This window comes from Flavobacterium sp. GW823-FHT06G12 (genome assembly GCF_058794775.1).
The window spans coordinates 1064518-1081052 of sequence record NZ_JBXAHE010000001.1 but is presented as its reverse complement, the minus strand read 5'-3'; the positions used below and the strand labels follow the sequence as shown (position 1 = coordinate 1081052).

At 35.5% G+C, this 16535-nt stretch carries 15 protein-coding genes; 12 read left to right on the top strand and 3 right to left on the bottom strand.

What is annotated here, in order from left to right; genetic code table 11:
* The first annotated feature begins 25 nt into the window (after positions 1 to 25).
* From zwf to AC1Q5Z_RS04615, 3 genes are all read left to right on the top strand, one after another.
* Positions 26 to 1558: a glucose-6-phosphate dehydrogenase gene (gene zwf / locus AC1Q5Z_RS04625; protein WP_492443926.1), complete on the top strand. Its 1533-nt coding sequence runs from the start codon at positions 26 to 28 to the stop codon at positions 1556 to 1558.
* Positions 1539 to 2255, top strand: a complete 717-nt coding sequence (pgl, locus tag AC1Q5Z_RS04620) for a 6-phosphogluconolactonase (RefSeq protein WP_492443925.1) — start codon at positions 1539 to 1541, stop codon at positions 2253 to 2255. The genes zwf and pgl overlap by 20 nt, the downstream gene beginning before the upstream one ends.
* A gap of 339 nt (positions 2256 to 2594) precedes the next feature.
* A complete protein-coding gene (locus AC1Q5Z_RS04615) occupies positions 2595 to 4319 on the top strand; it encodes a tetratricopeptide repeat protein (protein WP_492443924.1) in 1725 nt (574 codons plus the stop codon).
* Positions 4320 to 4410: 91 nt separating this feature from the next.
* Here the strand turns inward: AC1Q5Z_RS04615 and AC1Q5Z_RS04610 are convergent, their stop codons facing one another.
* Entirely contained in the window at positions 4411 to 4854 is a 444-nt protein-coding gene (locus tag AC1Q5Z_RS04610) for a UCP033725 family protein (RefSeq protein ID WP_492443923.1), read from the bottom strand.
* A gap of 196 nt (positions 4855 to 5050) precedes the next feature.
* The gene (locus tag AC1Q5Z_RS04605) at positions 5051 to 5446 is read right to left on the bottom strand and encodes a hypothetical protein (RefSeq protein ID WP_492443922.1); all 396 of its coding nucleotides are present in this window, start codon (positions 5444 to 5446) and stop codon (positions 5051 to 5053) included.
* A gap of 325 nt (positions 5447 to 5771) precedes the next feature.
* Between AC1Q5Z_RS04605 and AC1Q5Z_RS04600 the strand changes: the two genes are divergently transcribed.
* From AC1Q5Z_RS04600 to AC1Q5Z_RS04570, 7 genes are all read left to right on the top strand, one after another.
* Positions 5772 to 6131 (top strand): hypothetical protein, encoded by a 360-nt coding sequence (locus tag AC1Q5Z_RS04600; protein WP_492443921.1) that lies wholly within the window; start codon positions 5772 to 5774, stop codon positions 6129 to 6131.
* 236 nt (positions 6132 to 6367) lie between these two features.
* Positions 6368 to 7462, top strand: coding sequence for an efflux RND transporter periplasmic adaptor subunit (locus tag AC1Q5Z_RS04595; protein ID WP_289057871.1), 1095 nt, complete (start codon positions 6368 to 6370; stop codon positions 7460 to 7462).
* A gap of 50 nt (positions 7463 to 7512) precedes the next feature.
* Positions 7513 to 10629 carry an efflux RND transporter permease subunit gene (locus tag AC1Q5Z_RS04590; RefSeq protein ID WP_492443920.1) on the top strand — a complete coding sequence of 1039 codons (3117 nt, stop codon included), beginning with the start codon at positions 7513 to 7515 and terminating at the stop codon, positions 10627 to 10629.
* A gap of 3 nt (positions 10630 to 10632) precedes the next feature.
* Positions 10633 to 12123, top strand: coding sequence for a TolC family protein (locus tag AC1Q5Z_RS04585; RefSeq protein WP_492443919.1), 1491 nt, complete (start codon positions 10633 to 10635; stop codon positions 12121 to 12123).
* A 159-nt stretch (positions 12124 to 12282) separates the two neighbouring features.
* Positions 12283 to 12843, top strand: coding sequence for a Crp/Fnr family transcriptional regulator (locus AC1Q5Z_RS04580; RefSeq protein WP_343585959.1), 561 nt, complete (start codon positions 12283 to 12285; stop codon positions 12841 to 12843).
* Between the two features lie 73 nt (positions 12844 to 12916).
* Complete coding sequence (locus AC1Q5Z_RS04575; RefSeq protein WP_026728926.1) at positions 12917 to 13243, top strand: DMT family transporter; 327 nt, start codon at positions 12917 to 12919, stop codon at positions 13241 to 13243.
* A 461-nt stretch (positions 13244 to 13704) separates the two neighbouring features.
* Positions 13705 to 14151 carry a GNAT family N-acetyltransferase gene (locus tag AC1Q5Z_RS04570; RefSeq protein ID WP_492443918.1) on the top strand — a complete coding sequence of 149 codons (447 nt, stop codon included), beginning with the start codon at positions 13705 to 13707 and terminating at the stop codon, positions 14149 to 14151.
* 4 nt (positions 14152 to 14155) lie between these two features.
* Here the strand turns inward: AC1Q5Z_RS04570 and AC1Q5Z_RS04565 are convergent, their stop codons facing one another.
* Positions 14156 to 15019, bottom strand: coding sequence for a LysR family transcriptional regulator (locus AC1Q5Z_RS04565; RefSeq protein ID WP_278021883.1), 864 nt, complete (start codon positions 15017 to 15019; stop codon positions 14156 to 14158).
* A 63-nt stretch (positions 15020 to 15082) separates the two neighbouring features.
* Here AC1Q5Z_RS04565 and AC1Q5Z_RS04560 point away from each other — a divergent pair, with 63 nt between their 5' ends.
* The gene (locus tag AC1Q5Z_RS04560; protein ID WP_492443917.1) at positions 15083 to 15604 is read left to right on the top strand and encodes a GNAT family N-acetyltransferase; all 522 of its coding nucleotides are present in this window, start codon (positions 15083 to 15085) and stop codon (positions 15602 to 15604) included.
* Between the two features lies 1 nt (position 15605).
* On the top strand, positions 15606 to 16493 hold the full coding sequence (locus AC1Q5Z_RS04555; RefSeq protein ID WP_492443916.1) for a DMT family transporter: 888 nt from the start codon (positions 15606 to 15608) through the stop codon (positions 16491 to 16493).
* Positions 16494 to 16535 lie beyond the last annotated feature (42 nt).

The following is a 16535-nucleotide window of genomic DNA, read 5'->3' as shown; positions in this document are numbered from 1 at the left end:
TAAAGCAACACAACTACACCACACAATGACTAAAAATAAACTAAAGAATCCGACAATTATAGTAATTTTTGGAGGAACTGGAGATTTAGCGAAGAGAAAGCTATTCCCCGCTTTTCAAAATCTGTACCTTGACGGACGCATGTCTGAAAAGTTTCAGATTATTGCTCTTGGAAGAGCTGAAAAAACCAATGAAGATTTTCGCGCTTATGTAGCAGAAAATCTAAATCTATTCTCAAGAAAAAAAGGAATTGATGACCCAGAAACAGAAAAATTTCTTTCTCACATCACTTATCACAGTCTTGATATTGACAAAGAAGAATCGTACATTGGATTAAATGAAAAAATAAACAATTTTGACCTTGCTTTTGGCGAACGTTCTAATCGTCTTTTCTATCTTTCGATTACGCCTTCTTTCATTTCAACGATTTCAAGCAACATTAAGAAAATTGGACTTGCTGCAAATCCGAAACAAGATCGTATTATTATCGAAAAACCTTTTGGTTACGATAAAGCCTCTGCAATTGAGTTGAATGAAATGCTTTCACAGACTTTCAAAGAAGAGCAGATTTACCGAATCGATCACTATTTAGGAAAAGAAACAGTTCAAAACATCTTGGCTTTCCGTTTTGGAAACTCAATGTTTGAGCCTTTATGGAGCCGTAATTTCATTGATTTCGTGCAAATTACCGTTGCAGAAGAAGTTGGCGTTGAGGAACGCGGTGGATTCTACGAAGGTGTTGGTGCATTGAAAGACATGATTCAGAATCACTTGTTTCAGATTTTGTGTATGACGGCTATGGAAGCGCCTGCTTCTTTAAATGCTGATGACATTCGTAATCGAAAAGCAGATGTTTTAAAGTCAATTCGTCGTATTAAACCAGAAGAAGTCGATCATTATATTGTAAGAGGTCAGTATGATGCTGGAGAAATAAAAGGAGTTCCTGTTCCAGGTTACCGTCAAGATAAAGGCATTGCGCCAGATTCTAATACAGAAACTTATGTAGCAATGAAAATCTATTTGGACAACTGGAGATGGCAAGGAATTCCGTTCTATTTACGTTCAGGAAAAAGAATGGAAGAAAAACAATCTTCGATCATCATTCAGTTTAAACCCGTTCCGCATTCTTCATTTTCTTATGGAAAAGAAGGTATGACACCAAATAGACTGATTATCAATATTCAGCCTTCAATGGACATTAAACTGCAATTTATGACCAAAAAACCAGGCTTATCGATGTCTTTAAGACCTGCAGAGATGGTTTTTGATTATTTTTCTTGTTCTACAATGTCACCAGAAGCTTATGAAACCTTAATTGCAGATGCATTATTGGGAGATCCTACGCTATTCATGCGTTGGGATCAGGTAGAAGAAGCTTGGGATGCAATTGAAACGATTCAGCAAGTTTGGAAAACAACGCCTCCAAAGAATTTCCCAAATTACAAAGCAGGAAGCTGGGGACCTGAAGAAGCTGATGAATTGTTAGCGCGTCAAGGCCACAAATGGATTCCGAATACACAAACAAAAGAAGAAGTTTTAAATGATACAGATACACAATAATACAGAAGAAATTAATACTGCAGCAGCAGACCTTTTTGTGGAATCTGCGCAAAAAGCAATTGTGGCAAAAGGCAAGTTTACAGCTGTACTTACAGGAGGTTCTTCTCCTGCTGGGATTTACAAATTATTAGCTTCTGATGCTTACAAAAACAAAATAGACTGGAGTAAAGTTTATATTTTTTGGGGTGACGAAAGATGGGTGCCGCTAAATGATGATTTGAGTAATGCTAAAATGTCTTACTCCACTTTATTGAGCCACGTTCCTATTCCGCAAGAAAACATTTTTGAAATGTACAAAGATGGTGTAACTCCAGAGAATTATGCAGCTGAATACGAAAAGTCTATCAGAACTGTTTTGGGCGAAGAAGGTAAATTTGATTTGATTCTTTTAGGCATGGGAGACGACGGACATACGGCTTCTCTTTTTCCAGGTGAAGCAGTTTTAGAAGAGCAAACCAAATGGGTTGATGCTTATTATTTAGCTCCTCAAAAAATGTATAGAATTACGCTTACGGCTCCAATAATCAATAAAGCAGAAAAAATTGTAGTGGTAGCTTTTGGAGAAAAGAAAGTTCATGCTTTGAAAGAAGTTACAACTGGAGCTTACAATCCAACATTATACCCAATGCAATTGATTAAACCAGTTTCTAGTGAATTATTGTTTTTGGTGGATAAAGTTGCTGCTGGAACAAACTAATAAATTATTTATTCCCATATAATTTAAGGTCTATGCTGAAAAGTGTAGACCTTATTTTTTATAGATATTTTTTCACGCAGATTTTGCAGATTTAGGCAGATCTAAACAGATCAATTAAAAAAAATCTGCGCGAATCTGCTTAAATCTGCAAAATCTGCGTGAAACCTAAAGCCCAGCCATACAATCACAAAACACTGAAAAACAAATATTTACACAAACCTATTTCTTTTTTATTTAATTTTGTTTAATACTCTCCGTATCAAACCACTATACTATAAGCATCTTTTTTATTCTTCACGAGCTTTTACACTGATTATATAATTTCAAATCTATTTTGCAATGAAATATAATTACTTTCTAATTGCTGTTTTTCTTCTTTTTATTTCCTGTAAAGAAAAAAACACCGAACCCAAATCAGTTATAGTCAGCGCTTCGCAAGGATGTTATATTCCGAAAACGAACGATAAAGATTGGTACACCCAAAATAAAAAAGCGCCAAAATTTAAAGGTCTTGATGGTGTGAACTTTAAAATTACGACCAACAATCCCGAAACGCAAGAATACTTTAATCAAGGAATGATGTTGGCGTACGGATTCAATCATGCCGAAGCCGCAAGATCATTTTATGAAGCTTCGCGTTTAGACCCGAATTGCGCGATGGCGTATTGGGGATTTGCATATGTTTTAGGTCCGAATTACAATGCGGGAATGGAAGAAGATAACTTTCAGCGTGCTTATGATTCGGCTCAAAAAGCTAAGAAACTTTCTTCCAAATGTTCTCCCAAAGAAATGGCTATGATTGATGCATTATTAACGCGTTATGCTAAAAATCCTCCTGCCGATAGAAAACCGCTTGACATTGCTTATGCCGAAGCGATGAAAAAAGTATACGCTCAGTTTCCTTCAGATCCAAATATTGGAGCGCTTTACGCGGAATCCCAAATGAATCTCCATCCGTGGGATTTGTATGAAAAAGACACCGGAATACCTAAAAAATGGACTCCAGAAATACTGGCTGTTTTAAACGAATTGATTAAAAAAAATCCGAAGCATCCTGGTGCACATCATTTTTTGGTTCATGCGGTTGAAGCTTCAGCACATCCAGAAAACGGGCTTAAAAGTGCTAAATTACTAGAAACTTTAGTTCCGGGATCGGGGCATTTGGTACATATGCCTTCTCATATTTACATTCGAACAGGAGATTATCACCAAGGCACACTTTCAAACATCGAAGCGGTGAGAATTGATAGTTTGTATTCTACTGCTTGTAATGCACAAGGCGCTTATCCTCTAGCCTATTATCCGCATAATTATCATTTTTTGGTGGCTACAGCAGCTTTAGAAGGAAATTCAAAATTGGCTTGGGAATCGGCACAGATATTACAGGAGCATATGTCTCCCAAAATTATGCGTGAAGCTGGTTGGGGGACTTTACAGCATTATTATAGTATTCCGTATTATATCGCTGTAAAATTCTCGATGTGGGATAAAATTATGGAGATTCCACAACCTGAAAAAGACCTTGTATATCCAAATGCGATTTGGCATTACGCAAGAGGAATGGCGTATCTCGGGAAAAATGATATTGCCAATGCCGAAAAACAGCTTGCTTCTCTGAACCAATTAGCCAAAGACAAAACCTTAAAAGAGGTTACCGTTTGGAATATCAATACCACTTATGATCTTGTTCAGATTGCAACCAATGTACTTTCAGCAGGAGTTGAAGCCAAAAAGAATAATTTGGATAAAGCAATTGTTCTTTTAAACCAAGCAATAACAATTGAAGACCAATTAAATTACAACGAACCACCAGATTGGTTTTTCTCCGTTAGACATTATTTAGGAACAGTTTTACTGAAAGCTGGAAAATACGCCGAAGCTGAAAAAGTCTACAAACAAGATTTACAAACGCTTCCAAAAAACGGCTTCGCCTTAATCGGACTTTATAATGCTTTATCGTCACAGAAGAAAGAAAAAGAGGCTTTAAAAATCAAAACCTCTTTTGATGATGCTTGGCAATATGCTGATTTTGAGATTAAGGATTCTTCTAGTATTTTGGAGTGATTTTAGTTTTTATGATTTTTCATTTTCAAGAAAAAAAATACGCAAAGTCAGAGACATTTGCGCAACTTTATAATTCACCTTTACAACTTATCTAAGAGTGGAGTTTCTTAATATAAACAATTGGCTCGACGCAAAACTCAAATTCATCTAAAGGTTTTCGTTCTTCCCATATTTCTTCTAGTTCACTCTCTTCTACCTCATAAACAGGCTCATAGCTATGACGATCAAAATCCTTAAAATAAATTTGTGCTTCTGCTAAAGGTCTAATTCTATAAAATCCTGTATTTAGTAAAATCTCAAGAAAAAACTTAAAACCTTTATATGTACAAAATGTACCAACATCAAAAGCACTTTCAATCTCATTAAAATCAACTTCTTTATATACTTTATTTTTCAATTCTATATTATCATATTCTCTAAACCCGATGTTTTTTAATTTCTCATTATTATTTCCTTGTAAAACATAGAGATTACCCTCTTCCCAAAACCTACAGTATATTCCTTGATGTTGGGCATATAAGCCATTTCTTATCATTCGTTAATTCCTTTTTTTACTTATCTTCGCTCTATAGTTAATTATCTTTAAAATCTCACTTCTCATTTTTATATCCCCAACTCTCCGCAGTCTTCCTGCTAGCGCTACGCAAATGTCTCCGACTTTCCGTAACCTTTAATACTTTTTAAAAACACAAAACGTCTAAAAAGTCTCTGACTTTTAAAACGAATACTAGTTATCTATTTTCAAGAGAAATAACTTCTATATTCACCTCTTGGCCATCTTTTAATTTTTCCTTAGTAAATGCTTCCGAAAATTCTGCCGAACCATAAATATTGGGTCCACGAAGCAAAAAATTATATCCTTCTGTTCCATCAAGCATAATTTTAGCTGAACCTGTGGAATCTGTTGTGTATTCTGCCACTTTTTTAAAGGTCTTTTTTATAAAACCAAATCCTTCTTTTCTTACTTCGATTGTATCAAAAGTATTAAGTCTAGGCAATTTCGTTTTACTATCAATTGAATGTATTGTAATCGTTATTGGATCACTCTTTTTATTACAATTAAAAATTAGCAAAGCAAATATAAAAACACATATTAATTTTATTGCTTTAAAGACATTTGATTTCATAAAACACATTTAAAAAATTTAAACATTCAATTAAAAGTAATTTAATATCCGATGTAAAGGCTGCTTTTTAGAGCTGAAAATTGTATAACTTTTCAATTCAAGACTGAATTTTTCAATTCCAATCAAATATTACCCCATAATAAAGAAGACACTAAAAAACCAACTCCCTAAAAACCAACCCCAATTATTATCAAATTTTTAAATCTACTAGTTTTTAAAAAAATTTTAAGAATCCTTATTTTTCTAATTACTATATTTGGCGCACAATTCAAAAATACTGTTCACTTCCAAAAATAAAATCCTATATAATTCTCTTATATTGTAAATGAAACCTGCTAAGTTCATATATGTCGTTTTACTATCGCTGCTTTCTTTTTTTAGAGGTGCAGAGACGTATTCGCCGATTTATAGTTCTAGCAGCTGCATTACTTTGGATAGTGTTGCGGCAGACGATACGCAGATTTTTTCTTCTGACTTTTCTTCTACTAAAAATCTAGAAGTCCATTATAAGCTCAAAAAGAAAATGAAATGCAGAGCGACTACTTTAGAACAAAGTACGATCAAAGCTCCTTATTTCAGCAATTTAGTCAACTTCAAGCTTTATAAAGAAAGCTTAATCTATGGTATAGCTTCAATATACCATATTGAAAGACATCCCCACTTACATTTGTACCAGTTATTCTAGACTGATGTATTTCGTTGTTTTTATATTCTAGTGTTCTGGAAAAATATCTCATTTGCGTATGTGATTGAGCAGTTATTGCTATAAAAACACTTTTCAACGGCACTTTTCTAAAAGAGAAGCATCCGAATCCATTTTTATTTTCTGTTTCGATTTTTATCGAAAACAAAATCCAAATTCAGACTCCCGATATTCTAGTATCAAGGGAGCACATCTATTTATTCAAAAATTTAAACCTAATGATGAGCATTTATAAAAATCCATTTCTTCTATGCACCTTGGCTTTATTCGTTTTAGTCTCGTGCGGAGATAAATCTAAAAAAGATTCTAACAACATAAAAACGTTTCCTGTATATAAGGTTACTTTAAAAGACACTATAGTTTCGAGCAAATTTGTTGCCGATGTACATGCTAAAAACAATGTAGAAATTCACGTTCGTATTCCAGGTTTATTAGACAAAGTATATGTTAGCGAAGGACAAAAAGTAAAAAAAGGACAAATCCTTTTTAAAATAAGTGATGTTGAACTTCAGATTCAACTTCTAAAAGCCGAAGCCGTTTACAAAAGCGCAAAAGCCGATTTAAGAATTGCAACTGTAGAACTGGAACAGGCTCAAACCCTTTTCAATAAAAAAGTAATTGCAGATAAAGAATTAGAATTATCTAAAGCAAAAAATGATGCCGCTTCCGCAAAATTGGCTCATGCTGCTGCAGAAAGAAAAGCAATCAACCAACAGATTAGCTTCACCACTATCCGCGCGCCGTTTGACGGAACAGTTGACCGTATTCCGTTTAAGGAAGGAAGTTTAGTAGAAAATGGTTCATTATTGACTACTGTTTCTCAATTAGACGATGTTTATGCTTATTTCTCAATTCCTGAGAACACCTATTTCCAAATGATGGAAGACAAAGCTTTAAACACGCAAGGCGATATTAGATTGGTATTGCCAAACGGACAAGTTTACGATCAAAAAGGAGAATTAAGAACTGCTGATGGAGATATCGACAGACAAACAGGTTCTATTCAATACAAAGCAAAATTTCACAATCCGCAAGGATTTATCAAACACGGAACTTCTGGAAAACTGATTATTTCGGAGCCAAAAACCAATGCAATTTTAATTCCGCAGAAAGCTGTTTTTTCTATCCAAGACAAACAATACGTTTTCCGCGTGAACAAAGATGGAGTAGTTAAAATGACGAATGTTACCATTGAAACGACTCTAGATGATGTGTATATCTTAAATGATGGTCTAAAAAGCGATGACCTGATTGTACAAGAAGGTACACAATCATTAAGAGACGGCGATAAAATCAACATGAAACAAATGTAGATTATCGACTTGTAAAACAGTTATTTAATTATTTATCTAAAACATTTAAAATGATAGAGTTATTTATCAGGAGGAAAATATTGTCATTAATCATCTCGGTTATGATAGTCCTTCTGGGATTGCTGGCGTTGTTTCAGCTTCCCATTACCCAATTCCCAGACATTGTACCACCGTCTGTAACCGTTACAGCAAAATATACAGGAGCAAACGCAGAGGTTTCGGCCAATGCCGTCGCCCTTCCGTTAGAAAGAGCCATCAATGGTGTGCCTGGAATGACGTATATGTCAACCGTAACTTCCAACGATGGTTTGACGTTAATCCAAGTTTTCTTCGAAGTAGGAACCGATCCCGATCTTGCTGCCGTAAACGTTCAAAATAGGGTTACCACGATTTTGGACGAACTTCCAGAAGAGGTAATTCGTGCCGGAGTTACAACCGAAAAAGAGGTAAACAGTATGTTGATGTACTTGAACATTACAAGTACCGACAAAACTCAGGACGAGCAGTTTATCTTCAACTTTACCGATATTAATATTCTTCAGGAATTAAAACGTATTGATGGTGTCGGACGTGCCGAAATCATGGGTCAGAAAGAATATTCGATGCGTGTTTGGTTAGATCCAGAAAAGATGCTTTCGTATAATATTTCAGCAAATGAAGTCATTAATTCACTTCAAAAACAAAACATTTCTGCTGCGCCTGGTAAAGTGGGTGAAGGTTCAGGACAAATGAACAATCAATTACAATACGTAATTAAATATGGCGGAAAGTTCTTTGAACCAAAACAATATGAGGAAATTCCGTTAAGAGCCAATTCAGACGGAACTATTTTAAGATTAAAAGACATTTCGAAAATCGAATTTGGTGCGATGAGTTACGGAATGGTTTCTAAAACCGATGGAAAACCTTCTGCATCAATCATGTTAAAACAGCGTCCGGGTTCGAATGCTTCTGAGGTTATTGCTAGCGTAAAAGAAAAAATGACCGAATTAAAAGGTTCTTCTTTTCCTCCTGGAATGGAATTCAACATTGCATACGACGTTTCTCGTTTCCTTGATGCTTCGATTCACGAAGTTTTGAGAACTTTAGTTGAAGCCTTTCTTTTAGTAGCATTCGTGGTTTTCCTTTTCCTTCAAGATTGGAGATCGACTTTAATTCCAGTATTGGCAGTTCCTGTGGCGCTTATCGGTTCGTTTACCTTTATGTCGATGATGGGATTCTCAATCAACTTATTAACGCTTTTCGCTTTAGTACTTTCCATCGGAATTGTGGTCGATAATGCGATTGTCGTTGTCGAAGCCGTTCACGTAAAAATCTCCGAAGAACATATGTCCCCAATGGAAGCTACCATTAGCGCGATGAAGGAAATTACTGGAGCCGTTATTGCAATTACGATTGTAATGGCTGCCGTGTTTATTCCGGTTGCTTTCTTAAGCGGTCCAGTCGGAGTTTTCTACAGGCAGTTCTCATTGACAATGGCAATAAGTATCGTAATTTCTGGTATTAACGCGCTTACCCTTACTCCTGCGCTTTGTGCTATTATGTTAAAAGCGCACGATCCGAATAAAGAGAAAAAATCATTATTAGATAGATTCTTCCACAGATTCAACCATTGGTTTGATAATATTACTTCAAAATACATCAAAGTATTAGTAAAATTTGCAGATCGCAACACCGTAACTGTAGGATTATTAGTACTATTTTGTGTATTGACTTGGGGAACAACTAAGTTTTTAGCGTCAGGATTTATCCCAACCGAAGATCAGGGAATGGTTTACGTAAGTGTAACAACGCCACAAGGAGCAACAGTAGAACGTACTGAAAAAGCATTGGACGAAGTAACTAAAATTGCTCAAGGAATTAAAGGTGTAGACAACGTAACCACTCTTGCTGGATATAGTATTGTAACTGAAATTGCAGGTGCTTCATACGGAATGGGAATGATCAATCTAAAAGACTGGAGCGAACGTGATATTTCGGTAACCGAATTCATGGCAGAACTTACAGAAAAAACCAAAAACATTACCGACGCACAAATCGAAATTTTTGCACCGCCAACTGTTCCTGGTTTTGGTAACACGAGTGGTTTTGAGCTTCGTTTGCTAGATAAATCTGGAGGAAGTATTACCAATACCGATAAAGTGACCAAAGAATTTATAAAAGAACTAAATGCTTCGCCAGAAATCCAGAACTCATTCTCGAGTTTTGATGCCACTTTCCCGCAATATTTAATTCATATTGATTACGATTTGGCAGCCAAAAAAGGAATTTCGGTAGACAATGCCATGTCGACCTTGCAAACCATGTTAGGTTCATTTTATGCCACCAACTTTATCCGTTTTTCTCAAATGTATAAAGTGATGGTTCAGGCAAGTCCACAATTCCGTCAAAACCCAGAAAGCATTTTGGATATGTATTTGAAGAATGAGGCAGGCGAAATGGTTCCATTTTCAACTTTCATCAAACTAGAAAGAGTTTATGGTTCTGAGGTTTTAACGCGTTACAACATGTATATGTCAGCTATGATTAATGGTGAACCTGCTGAAGGTTACAGCTCTGGAGATGCCATTGCCGCCGTAGAAAGAATTGCTGCCGAAAAACTGCCAAGCCGTTTCGAATTAGAATGGTCTGGTATGACACGTGAAGAGATTCTTTCTGGTAACCAAACCATATACATTTTTGCGCTTTGTATACTTTTTGTATACTTATTGCTTGCCGCTCAATACGAAAGTTTATTGCTTCCGTTCCCAGTATTATTAAGTCTTCCCGTAGGAGTTTTCGGTTCTTATATCGCACTTGTAATGGTTGGACTGGACAATAACATCTATGCCCAAGTAGCACTCGTCATGCTGATTGGTCTGCTCGCCAAGAACGCCATTCTGATTGTAGAGTTTGCGATGGCACAAAATAAGCTCGGACGAGATATTGTCGAAGCAGCAATTGAAGGAGCTAGACTTCGTTTCCGTCCAATTTTGATGACTTCTTTTGCTTTTATTTCAGGATTGATTCCACTGTGTATTGCTTCTGGTGCGGGTGCAATTGGTAACCGTTCCATCGGTACAGCAGCTGCGGGTGGAATGTTAATAGGAACTGTGTTTGGTCTTTTAATCATTCCTGGACTTTACATACTGTTTGCAAAATTGGAAAAACGAATGAATAAAAATTAAACAATGAAAGAGATATTAAATCAATATAAAAATGCTGATGTGCAGTTTCTAAGGACAACCAAAAGTGCCGTTATAATAACCGGAATTTTACTTTTGACGGCTTGTTCTGCACCAAAAGTCAGCACTAAACTAGACGCTGCAAAGCTTCCGGAAAATTTTGATGCACAAAGAAAAGAAGCATCAAACGAGACTTTTATTCCATTAAAAACAGAAACCTTTTTTAAAGATCCAAAATTAGAAGCTTTACTAAAGAAAGCCATTGCCAAGAATCCTGATTATTTAATCATGCAGGAAAGAATCCTGATTGCCAATTCACATTTAAAAGTGGCAAAACTGGCGCTTCTTCCCTCTTTAGATTTTGTTGCCGATGCTTCTGGAACACATTACGGAAAATATACAATGGATGGAGTTGGTAACTTTGATACTAACTTTTCTCAGAATATTTCCGAAAAACAAAGAATCAACGAAGATGTAACTCCGAACCTATTTTTAGGCGCGAAAGTTTCCTGGGAAGCTGATATCTGGGGAAAACTGAGCAATCGTAAAAAAGCAGCGCAACAGCGATTTTTTGCTTCACAGCAAGGAATGCGATTGTTGCAAACTCGCCTTTTAAGTGATGTTGCTGACTTATATTTCAAGCTGATTGCATTAGACAAACAAAAGTCGATTTACGATAACAACTTAAAAACACAGGAAAAAGCTCTTGATATTGTTTCGGCACAAAGATCTGTTGGTAAAGCGACAGAATTGGCTGTACAGCAGTTTAATGCACAAAACAATAACATTCATGCCGAAGCTTCAGAACTGCATTTAAGCATTGACCAAACAGAGAAAGCTTTATTGACACTTCTAGGTGAATATGGCGGAAAAATTGACAGAAGCAACGACTTTTTGGCTGGACATTTAGAAGTTTTAAACCAAAAAATAAGCGTAGATTCTATCATTCATAAAAGACCCGATGTATCTGAAGCTTACTTCGAATTATTAGCAAGTAACGCAGATGCTAAATCGGCTCGCGCTGCCTTTTTCCCAACGGTAAATCTGGGCGGTTATGCAGGTTTCAACTCATTCTCATTCAACACTCTTTTTGATGCGGGTTCTTTTGCTTGGCAGTTATTAGGAGGTTTAACAGCTCCTGTTTTTAATAAAGGACAAATCAAACAGGAATTTTATGTTTCCAACAGAAGACAGGAAATCTCATTCCTTCAATATCAAAATGCAGTGACGACAGCGTTCAACGAATTAAGCGCTTTACTGCATAGAAACGAAGCTTATGAAGATGTTTTAAAATATAAATTGAACGAAATTGATCATCTAGAAATTGCTGTAAATGTCTCAAACGATTTGTATTTGAGCGGTTATGCCAATTATCTAGAAATCATCAATGCGCAAAAAAATAAATTGCAAGCCGAATTGGATTTTGTTGACATCCAACTTCGAAATGCAAACTCACAAGTATTGCTGTACAAAGCTTTAGGTGGAGGAATAAATTAGTTTATATGTTGGTCAAAAATGGCTTCTGTTTATAATAGCTCATCGCAGAGGTTGTTTTTAAGTCCCGTTTCTATTTTGAAACGGGATTTTTTTTTATAAACCAACACTCATTTTACCGTTTACTTTTTACCTTTATTCCAAAATAATAAAATTCCGTTGATGGATATTTCCAAAATTCTAGATTACATACACCAACTTCCTGAACAATCTAAGCTTGCTTTGCAAAACAATGTTACTGAAATTGCTTTTGCTAAAGGGCATATTTTGCTAAAAGCCAATAAAGTAGAATCTAATATTTATTTTATAAAGAAAGGATTGGTGCGAGCTTATGTAGAAAGAGATAATGAAGTCACTTTTTGGTTTGGAAAAGAAGGCGAAACCATCATTTCGATGAAAAGTTATGTGGAAGATCAGCCTGGTTATGAAACCATCGAGCTTTTGGAAGACTGCGAATTGTACGAACTCAAAACAGAAAATCTAAGAAAACTCTTTAATGAAGATGTTCACATTGCCAATTGGGGACGAAAATTTGCAGAAAAAGAATTAATTAAGACCGAAGAACGTTTGATCTCTAAACAATTCAAAAATGCATCTGAACGTTATTTGGAATTAATGAAAGATCATCCCGAGCTCTTGCAAAGAGTTCAACTAGGACATATTGCTTCCTATTTAGGAATTACACAAGTCAGTTTAAGCAGAATACGTGCAGAAATAAAATAACTTCATTTTTTATCATTTGTTAATTTTTTTCTGATTTCCATAAAAGAACTTTGCATCACAAAATTTTAACTATATGAACTGGATTATTTTAATCATCGCGGGTCTATTTGAAGTAGCCTTCGCATCATGTCTTGGAAAAGCAAAAGCAACTACTGGAACTGAAATGTACTATTGGTATATTGGTTTCTTTATTTCGTTAACTGTAAGTATGCTTTTATTAATGAAAGCAACAGAAACACTTCCGCTGGGAACCGCTTATGCTGTATGGACAGGAATTGGAGCTGTGGGAACGGTTCTAGTGGGTATCTTTGTTTTTAAAGAACCTGCGGCGTTCTGGAGATTGTTTTTCTTGGCTACTTTAGTTGGTTCTATTGTTGGTTTAAAGGCAGTTTCTCACTAAAAATATATTACACGAATTGGATACAACTTTGTCAAAGTTTTAAAGCTTTGACAAAGTTTTTTTGTTTTTAAACACATAGTCCCGATAGCTATCGGGATTCTATCTCAAAAAAGGTAATTGAAAGAAACTAGTTTCTAACACATAGAATTTTCACGCAATTTTGTCATTCCGACGAAGGAGGAATCTCCGCAAGTAGCTCCGTTCAGAATAGTTGCCAATCTTTGTAGAGTTTCTTGCGGAGATTCCTCGTTCCTCGGAATGACAAACTGTTGACGTAAACTGTTGCCTTAACTTTGACAAAGTTTCCACTTTCGTTTTGTGTTTTCATCTTGGAATTTGGGATTTAAAATTTGGAATTTAAATAAACTAATGCAATTCCAGCATCACATGATAAAAAAATAGCATTTTTAATCATTATTCTCTCCTTTATCTTTGCCAAAAATTAAAGCCTAAAATAGAAAATGACATTCAGCCATTCCATTAAATCTTTTGAAGAATTAACCAATCACGAAATGTACAATATGCTTCGGTTAAGAAGCGACGTTTTTGTAGTAGAACAAAACTGCCCTTATCTCGATTTAGACAATAAAGACCAAAAAGGTTTTCATTTATTGTATTATGTCGATAACGAATTGGCAGGTGTTACGCGTTTACTTCCAAAAGGAGTATCATATGATGAAGTTTCAATAGGAAGAGTTGTAATCGCAAAATCGCATCGTGGATTAGGTTTAGGAGTAAAACTAATGGAAGCTTCAATTGCAGGCTGCGAAGAGAAATTCGGAAAAGGTCCAATTAGAATTAGCGCGCAATACCATTTATCCAAATTTTATCAATCTTTGGGATTTGTAGAACAAGGAGAAGTGTATGATGAAGACGGAATTCCGCATATCGGAATGCTGAGAGCTTAACGATTTACGGAATAATCAATTTCAAAACATTAGCCAGCACAGGATTATGATCTTCGGTTCTCCAATTGACATAAAGATCGGTTTCTAATGGCAGTTTGATAAATCGGATTCCTGGAATTTCATGAAAAACATACGAATCGGGTAAAATCGCGATTCCAAGGCCTTTTCGAACCAAAGCAATTATAGAAGAACCAAATTCAGACTGAAGATAGGCTTCTGGCGCGTTATCCAAAGAATTGAATAATCTCTGAATAAGGTCACTGTAACTGCTGCCTTCGTCATTGGTTGGCAAAATAAACTTTTGAGACGCAAGGGTTTCTTTAGTAAAATCCTCAGGCGTTTGATATGGATGATCTTCTGGAACAACAACTGCTAAGTGATCGGTATAGATTTTTTGAGATTGAATATCTTTTGAATTATTGATATCTCTGGTAATCGCCAGATCTATTTTATAATTTCGCAGAAAATCTTGCTGATTCTCGTACAGCACCTGAACCAGCTTGATTTTTAGTTTTGGAAAAGCTTCTGAAATACGTGATAAAATTTCGGGCATAAGAGAAGCCGAAATAGAATCGGGATGAGAAATGGTAATGGTACCGCTCTCTCCTAGCTGAATCTGACGGGCAGATTGATGAATAAACTCTAGTTTACTCAATTCAACTTCCCATTTTTCTTTTAAGAACTGGCCAGCTGCAGTAAGTTTCACATTGCGTTTGTTCCGCTCAAACAACTGCACGCCAAGCTGATTCTCAAGAGACTGAATCTGACGGCTAAGTGCCGATTGTGTAATATTCATTTTTCCGGCGGTGTTCCAGAAATGAAGTTCTCGCGAAAGAGCCAAAAAATATTTAATCTGCTGTAAATCCATTGATGCAATTTACGCATTTATCATAAACAAAAAATAGCTTTAAACGCATTAAAGAAATAAAAAATGAACACGCTAAAAATAACCAAAGCCACAGCTGAAGATGCTTTAAAATTGCAATCAATTGGCAGGCAAACCTTTTCTGAAACCTTTGCAGATGTTAACAGCGAAGAAAACATGAAAAAATATTTGGATGAAAGTTTCGCTACAGCAAAACTGACTGCAGAATTAAACAATCCTTCATCTTATTTCTACTTAGCTGTTTTAGATGAAAAAATAGTCGGTTACTTAAAATTGAATACAACTGATGCACAAACCGAAAAAGAAGATTTAAATGCCTTAGAAATAGAACGTATTTATGTAGCAAAGGAATTTCATGGCAAAAAAGTCGCGCAGGCACTATACGCTCAAGCAGAAGAAATTGCTCAAGAAATAAAAGCTACGTACATGTGGTTGGGTGTTTGGGAAAAGAATTTTAGAGCAGTAAGTTTCTACACTAAAAATGGTTTCGTACAATTTGACACCCATATTTTTAGATTAGGCAACGACGAGCAAACCGATTTAATGATGAAAAAAGCATTGATTTAAAATGGAAAGAAGACAGCTTTTATTGTTTTTATTAATTCTTGGCACTGCATTTTGGGGAGTATCTTACTCTGTTACGAAAATGGCAATTGGCCACTATTCGCTAAACGTATTTTTATTTTATCGTTTCCTGCTTGCTGTTGTGGTATTGAGTATTATTTTTTGGAAATATGTCAAAGATATTAATCGAGAAGCTATTAAAACAGGCTTTTTGCTTGCTGTACCCATGTTTTTAGGCATTCAGCTTCAAACTGTTGGACTAAAATATACAGATGCTTCTCAATGCTCTTTTATTGCTGGATTAACCGTAATTATTATTCCGTTATTAAAACTAGCGATTTATAAAACTAATGCTTCACTAAAAATCTGGATTGCCGCTTTGACGGCTTTAACTGGGTTATTTATTATTGCCATTCAAGATAAATTTACCATAAACTTTGGAGACTTATTTACCATTGCGGGAGCCTTTGCTTTTGCAGTTTATTTAATAGCTGTCGAAAAGCATTCGGCGACCAAAAACCTTCTGTATTCTATTGTACCAATGTTTGCTTTTTGTGCGCTTTTTACTTTTTTTATAGCGTTAACAGACAGTTCATCAGAATGGTTGCCTCAAAATAATACGTTTTGGATGGGCGTAATTTACTGTGCTTTGTTTTCTACCGCTTTTATGTATACGGTTTCAAACATTTCACAACGTTATTTATCGGCAGAACGTGTGGCAGTTATTTATTTGTTTGAACCTGTTTTTGGCGCAATTGGAGCTTTTTTTATTTTGGGAGAAAACCTTTCATGGCGACTGCTTTTGGGCGGAACTTTAATTTTTTCTGCTACGATTATTTCTGAAGTCAATTTTAAAAGTGAAAGATTAAAGCTGTTGATTAGAAAAAACTAATATTTTAAAATATTTCACGCAGATTTAAAAAGATTTAAAAAG

Excerpts from the sequence above, each read along its gene's own strand:
- zwf (WP_492443926.1), top strand. The coding sequence starts at position 26 with ATGACTAAAAATAAACTAAAGAATCCGACAATTATAGTAATTTTTGGA.
- pgl (WP_492443925.1), top strand. The coding sequence starts at position 1,539 with ATGATACAGATACACAATAATACAGAAGAAATTAATACTGCAGCAGCA.
- AC1Q5Z_RS04615 (WP_492443924.1), top strand. The coding sequence starts at position 2,595 with ATGAAATATAATTACTTTCTAATTGCTGTTTTTCTTCTTTTTATTTCC.
- AC1Q5Z_RS04610 (WP_492443923.1), bottom strand. The coding sequence starts at position 4,854 with ATGATAAGAAATGGCTTATATGCCCAACATCAAGGAATATACTGTAGG.
- AC1Q5Z_RS04605 (WP_492443922.1), bottom strand. The coding sequence starts at position 5,446 with ATGAAATCAAATGTCTTTAAAGCAATAAAATTAATATGTGTTTTTATA.
- AC1Q5Z_RS04600 (WP_492443921.1), top strand. The coding sequence starts at position 5,772 with ATGAAACCTGCTAAGTTCATATATGTCGTTTTACTATCGCTGCTTTCT.
- AC1Q5Z_RS04595 (WP_289057871.1), top strand. The coding sequence starts at position 6,368 with ATGATGAGCATTTATAAAAATCCATTTCTTCTATGCACCTTGGCTTTA.
- AC1Q5Z_RS04590 (WP_492443920.1), top strand. The coding sequence starts at position 7,513 with ATGATAGAGTTATTTATCAGGAGGAAAATATTGTCATTAATCATCTCG.
- AC1Q5Z_RS04585 (WP_492443919.1), top strand. The coding sequence starts at position 10,633 with ATGAAAGAGATATTAAATCAATATAAAAATGCTGATGTGCAGTTTCTA.
- AC1Q5Z_RS04580 (WP_343585959.1), top strand. The coding sequence starts at position 12,283 with ATGGATATTTCCAAAATTCTAGATTACATACACCAACTTCCTGAACAA.
- AC1Q5Z_RS04575 (WP_026728926.1), top strand. The coding sequence starts at position 12,917 with ATGAACTGGATTATTTTAATCATCGCGGGTCTATTTGAAGTAGCCTTC.
- AC1Q5Z_RS04570 (WP_492443918.1), top strand. The coding sequence starts at position 13,705 with ATGACATTCAGCCATTCCATTAAATCTTTTGAAGAATTAACCAATCAC.
- AC1Q5Z_RS04565 (WP_278021883.1), bottom strand. The coding sequence starts at position 15,019 with ATGGATTTACAGCAGATTAAATATTTTTTGGCTCTTTCGCGAGAACTT.
- AC1Q5Z_RS04560 (WP_492443917.1), top strand. The coding sequence starts at position 15,083 with ATGAACACGCTAAAAATAACCAAAGCCACAGCTGAAGATGCTTTAAAA.
- AC1Q5Z_RS04555 (WP_492443916.1), top strand. The coding sequence starts at position 15,606 with ATGGAAAGAAGACAGCTTTTATTGTTTTTATTAATTCTTGGCACTGCA.